The sequence below is a fragment of the Streptomyces sp. NPDC058401 genome (assembly GCF_042722885.1).
Taxonomy (GTDB): domain Bacteria; phylum Actinomycetota; class Actinomycetes; order Streptomycetales; family Streptomycetaceae; genus Streptomyces.
In genome coordinates this window covers 1-5,051 of the sequence record NZ_JBHXKA010000250.1, presented here as the reverse complement: position 1 = coordinate 5,051, position 5,051 = coordinate 1, and the positions used below count along the sequence as shown (strand labels likewise).

General features: G+C 74.7%; 5 protein-coding genes and 1 pseudogene. 4 read left to right on the top strand and 2 right to left on the bottom strand.

Annotated elements, in window-relative coordinates:
* From ACFWNV_RS39265 to ACFWNV_RS39255, 3 genes are all read left to right on the top strand, one after another.
* On the top strand, positions 1-350 hold a 350-nt coding region (locus tag ACFWNV_RS39265), incomplete at its 5' end, for a hypothetical protein (protein ID WP_383957025.1).
* Between the two features lie 44 nt (positions 351-394).
* Entirely contained in the window at positions 395-1,675 is a 1,281-nt protein-coding gene (locus tag ACFWNV_RS39260) for an MFS transporter (RefSeq protein ID WP_383957022.1), read from the top strand.
* 11 nt (positions 1,676-1,686) lie between these two features.
* Positions 1,687-2,397: a 4'-phosphopantetheinyl transferase family protein gene (locus ACFWNV_RS39255; RefSeq protein ID WP_383957020.1), complete on the top strand. Its 711-nt coding sequence runs from the start codon at positions 1,687-1,689 to the stop codon at positions 2,395-2,397.
* Between the two features lie 26 nt (positions 2,398-2,423).
* On the opposite strand, the gene ACFWNV_RS39250 is transcribed toward ACFWNV_RS39255, so the two are convergent.
* Both ACFWNV_RS39250 and ACFWNV_RS39245 read right to left on the bottom strand, forming a co-directional pair.
* On the bottom strand, positions 2,424-2,798 hold the full coding sequence (locus ACFWNV_RS39250) for a hypothetical protein (protein ID WP_383957017.1): 375 nt from the start codon (positions 2,796-2,798) through the stop codon (positions 2,424-2,426).
* Positions 2,795-3,496, bottom strand: coding sequence for a hypothetical protein (locus ACFWNV_RS39245; RefSeq protein ID WP_383957014.1), 702 nt, complete (start codon positions 3,494-3,496; stop codon positions 2,795-2,797). Before ACFWNV_RS39245 ends, ACFWNV_RS39250 begins: the two co-directional genes overlap by 4 nt.
* Before the next feature lie 698 nt (positions 3,497-4,194).
* Here ACFWNV_RS39245 and ACFWNV_RS39240 point away from each other — a divergent pair.
* A pseudogene (locus ACFWNV_RS39240) lies at positions 4,195-5,051 on the top strand (hypothetical protein); the annotation flags it as partial.

Genomic DNA, 5,051 nt, shown 5'->3' with positions numbered 1-5,051 from the left:
CACCGGTACCCGGGCGGGCCGCCCCGCGCCCCGCATCGCGCCCCGTGCCGGGCGGCCGGCTCGCGGGGCCGCGCGGCCGCCGTGGCCGGGCGGCGTGCGTCCGGGGGCGGTTCCGGCTCTCGGAGCTGCCGGGGGTCAGTGCCGCCGCCGTGCCCGCGGCGGGCCCGGCCGCCACCGCGGCGGCGGCCGCGGCCGCGCACCGGGCACTCGGGGCGGCCGGCCTCGGCCACCTCGGGGGCCGCCTGGAACTCCGTACGTACGGCAGCGCCCCCCGCAGCGCCGACCTGGCGCGCGCCGCACGCCGGGCCGTGGCCACCGCCCTCGCCGGCCTGCACCGCACCCAGCGATGAACCACCCCTCCTCTCCCTCAGTCCCCACAGAGAACAGGTGCACCATGGACACCCCCGCAGAGCACGCCCCGCAGCCCTCGCCTTCGCCCTCGCAACCCGTCCAATGGGGGCGGGTCGGCTCCCTCGTCGGCGGCCAGGCCTCCGTGCAGCTCGGCAGCTTCGCCCTGCTCATCGCCATGAACTGGACCGCCGTGGAGCTGGGCGGGACCCGTGCGGTCACCCTGCTGATGCTCGCCGCCACCGTGCCCCGCGCCCTCATGCTGATCTTCGGCGGGGCGGTGGCCGACACCCTCGGCCCGCGCTTCATCCTCCTGCGCACCACGGCCGCCCGGGTCGTCCTGCTCGCCGCGGGCGCCGCCGTCACCGCCACCGCGAACCAGCTGTGGCCCCTTGTGGTGATCGCGCTGATCGAGGGGATCCTCCTGGGCCTCGCCGGCCCGGCGTCCGGCGTACTGCTGCCGATGTTCGCCCGCGGCGACCAGCTGGCCCGCGCGAACTCCCTCTACGCGATGGTGCTGCGCGTCGCCCCCATCCTCGGCGCACCGGCCGGAGCGTTCCTGATCACCGTCGGGGAGCTGTGGCTGGCGATGCTGGTCGGCGCCGTCACCGGAGCGATCTGGCTCGGCTGCCTGCTGCACGTCACCCACGGCTTCGTCCGCCCGAAGCCGGAGCCCGGCGTCTCCCTGGTCAAGCGCTCCGGAGACGGTTTCCGGCTGCTGGCCGCCCACCCCCGGCTGCGCTGGATGTTCGTCGCCGCCCTCTGCCTCGACCTGGCCTTCAGCTGGCCCGCGGAGGTGGCGCTTCCCCTGCTGGTCTCCGAACGCGGCTGGGGCGTGAGCGCCGTGGGCGTGGTGCTGGCCGCCTTCAGCGTGGGCGCGCTCGGCTCCAGCGCGGTGGGCGCCGCGATGGCGCACCGCATCCCGATGTTCGTGCGCCTCGTCGTCACCGGCGCGGGCCTCGCCGCCGGAATCCTCGTGATGGCCCTGATGCCGTCCGTCGTCTCGCTCACCGCCGTCGCGGCCGGGGTGGGTCTGCTGTCCGGTCTCAACGGCCCCGCGATCGTCACCCTGTACCAGCAGTCGGCCCCCGAGGACCGGATGGGCGCGGCGATGTCCACCCTCGCCCTGGCCGGGATCGGCACCGCCCCCATCTCCATCGCCGTCTTCAGCTCGCTCTCGCTCGTCCTCGGCATCCAGACCACGTGGCTGCTGTGCGGCGCGATCGCCTTCGTCTCCCCGGTGGCGGCGGTACTCGCCCTGCGCCACCCCGCGCAGGCCGAGGAGCCGGCGCCGGTGGAGCAGATCCCCGTCCCCGCGGCCGCCTGAGGAGGTCCCCCATGTCCGTGCTCACGCAGCAACTCCTGCTCCCGGAAAGGCTGTCGGATCCCGGTCCGGCGCAGGCCGTCCTGGTGGCCGCGAGCCCGCAGCTGTGGCTCGTGGACACCACCGAGTACCGGGTGCACGCGGCCCGGCACGCCCCCGGCACCCTGGACGCCCAGGAACTGGCCCGCGCGGCCGAGTTCGTACAGGCCGCCGACCGCGACGCGTACGTCTGCGCGCACGTCGCACTGCGCCGGCTGCTCGGCGCGTACCTGGGCATCGTCCCGCGCGAGGTCACGGTCGAGCGGGCCCCGTGCGCACACTGCGACGAGCCGCACGGCCGACCCGTACTCCCGGGCGGGGCCCTGCACTTCTCGCTCTCGCACTGCACCGGCATCAGCCTGCTGGCGTTCGCGACCGCCCCGGTCGGGGTGGACGTGGAGGAGCTGGTGGCGCCGCGCACCATCCCGGAGCTGGCCGACGTACTGCACCCGCGGGAGGCCGCCGAACTGGCGGCCCTCTCCCCCGGGGAGCGCTCGGCGGCGTTCACCCGGGTCTGGACCCGCAAGGAGGCCTACCTCAAGGGGCTGGGGGTCGGGCTGTCGGAGAACCCGGCCGCGGACTACGTGGGTTCGGGCTCCGCGCCGGCCCGCCTGCCGGGATGGACCCTGACCGACGTCCTGGTCCCGGCAGGCCACTGCGCGGCCCTCGCCCTGCACACGCCGTGACCCGGGGCCCGCGACGGTGCGCCGGTTCAGGTGCGGTCAGGGCAGTCCACCGTGGAGTCCAGCCAGCCGGTCAGTTGCTCCCAGGCCTTGTGGGCGTGCGAGGGCCACGGGGTTTCGCAGGCGATGGCGTTCAGCTGCCGGTCCAGGTCGGAGCGTGCGGCCCTGGACAGTGTCCAGCCCAACGGGGCCCGTACGCGCGGGTGTTCGCTGGGCTCGATCTTGAAGTACCGGGGCCGCGCCTGGCCGTTGTCCGTCTTCTGCGGGCAGCCCACCTCGGACGACATGGCGATGCGCGCCCGTTGCAGGGCCACTTCGGGCAGCCGTTCGCGCACGGCCATCATCGTGCTCAGCGGTGTGATGAGCTCCGAGGCGCGCTGGCCGAGTACGGTCGGCGCCGTCACCTGATGGCCGTTCGAGATGTGCACGTACACGGGGACGACGCAGGTCCCGGGATGGGCGGCGTTGTACGCGCGGACCGCCGGTTCGAGGCTGCCGGTGTAGAGGTCCACGAGGGACTGGGCGCCGTTGTTCTCGGCGTACCCGCCGTCGACCACGCGGACCGGGGTCCGGTCGCCGCAGCGCGGGACCCGGCCGAGGGGGAGACGTAGGTGAAGCGGGCCGACAGCAGGACGGCCGTCTTGCGCTTGATCTCCGCTCCGCACAGCAGTTCCGCCGCATCGAGGGCGCCCGGGCTGACGGTGGCGTTCTCACCCGCGCAGGCGGACCGTCCGGGGGCGCCCAGTTTCAGTGCGCTGATCGTCACCCGGCACCCGTTGGTCGTCGTGCCGTTGAGGATGATCTCCGGTCCGCCCCGGTCCGGCTGCGCGCCCCAGGCGAACGGCCTGTCCAACTGCGGGTTCTCGTCGGTCCAGCTCTCCTCCAGGGCCCGGGCCCGGTCGTAGCGGCCGATGTTGACGAAGACGTTCGGCAGGTCGTAGACGAACATCCCGGCGAGCGTCCGCGCCAGGTGGTCGCCCTCGAACTGCTGCCGGGGCCATGCCAGGTCCCCCTTCTCCACGCGCACGGCGTCGGAGTCGAAGCGGGTGCTGTAGCCGGTGATTCCGAGCGCGCCACCGGACGTGCCGCTGGCCGCGAACACCCTCTGGGCCGGGCCGCACGCCTCCCTGGAGGGATCGGGCGGGGCGAGCCGGTCCAGGACCGAGGACCAGAGCGGCCAGGCACAGGGTGATGACCCCGAACCCTCCCAGTGTGTTCGATGTCTCGCGGTCCCAGAGGACCATGGCCAGGAGGCCGGGGAGCGGGATGGTGTGCACCGCGTAGCGGATGAACGGGCGGCCCGGTGCCACGGGCTGCGACTCCTCCCCGGCTGCCTGCGGGGCCCCGGCCCGGTGGACCAGTGCCGCGGCGATCAGTACGGCCGCGTTCGCCGCCGGCAGGCTGGCGATGAGCGCCACCCGGTGTGCCCAGGTGGACTCTCCGAAGAACGCGGGGTCGGCCTCGGCGCCGCCTAGGGCGAGCGCCGCCGCCCGTCGTTGCTCTGGGGTCCTCGGTTCAGCAGCCCCTTGGCCACGAGGGGGCTGAACCACTTGTCGGTGGACATAGCACCGTGGATAGCGCAGCCGGGTAGGCCGTCGACCCCGTTGGCGGTCTCCGGACCGCGATGTCCGCGGAACTCACCTGGTCGGCGGACCCCACCAGCTCGTCGTACCCGGGCGTTGCGGCACCCGAGGCCCGCTCCGAACGGGACCGCTCCTCCTGACGGTCCGGTAGATTCGGTGGTGCAGCTGATCTTCAGGGGAGCGGCAGGGGTGCCGCGCGGGGACACGGGGGCAGTGAGTGCGGAGCGGACACGCGCAGGACCGGCGGCGGGAGGCCCTGCTGGAGTGCTGGCGCGCGATCGAGCTGTTCAGTCCGCCGACCATTCCGGCCCTCCCCCGAAGGCGCCCCGCCGCACGCTCCGGAGCGAGGGACGAGTACGTCGTCGACCTCACCCCGCAGCCGGGCCGGGTGCCGTCGCTCATGCCGTGGGCCGCGGACCATCCGGAGACGGGGGCCCGGCGGGCACGGCACGGCTGGATGTGGCGGCACGATGTCTACTGCGGGGTCTTTGACCTGGAGTTGCTCCGCCAGGCGATGATCGCGGCCCTGCCCGCGGGGACGGATCCCGATCCGGGCGTGCCGCAGAGCGAGCTGGTGCTGTCGGGCCAGAGCGCGATGTGCGCGCTGGTCCTGGACGACGAGGGCCGGCCGCTCGACGACACGTCCGTGATCTCCGCATGCGGCTGGGCCACGGGCCGCCTGTTCGATCCGGGGCCGTCCGCAGCGGGGTGGCTGGACGGCTTCGAGGAGCTCAACGAGGCGTTCGGCTCGGCGATCGACGAGCTCACGGCCACCGCCGTCCCGTACGGCCCGGCCGTATCGGGTGCATCCGGTGTATCGGGCGCCCCGGCCGCGGGCACCGCCTACGCGGCGCGGCCCGCCGAGGGCGGCGGGAGCTGGCAGGGACTGCTCGCCGAGATCCTGGGCGGAGCCGCCGTCGGCGCCGTCGGGGCCCTGTTCGGTGAGGTCGCCGGAATCGCCCTGCAGGGCGCGGCGGAACCCCTGGTGCGCCGCGCCGCGGACTGGGCCGCGGCCCGCCGCCCCGCCGGGGAGCCGGTGGGGCCCGGGCTGCCGGACGGCACCGGGGGCGCTCC

What these genes read in the sequence shown, in the direction of transcription:
- ACFWNV_RS39260 (WP_383957022.1), top strand. Translation starts at nt 395, where the DNA reads ATGGACACCCCCGCAGAGCACGCCCCGCAGCCCTCGCCTTCGCCCTCG.
- ACFWNV_RS39255 (WP_383957020.1), top strand. Translation starts at nt 1,687, where the DNA reads ATGTCCGTGCTCACGCAGCAACTCCTGCTCCCGGAAAGGCTGTCGGAT.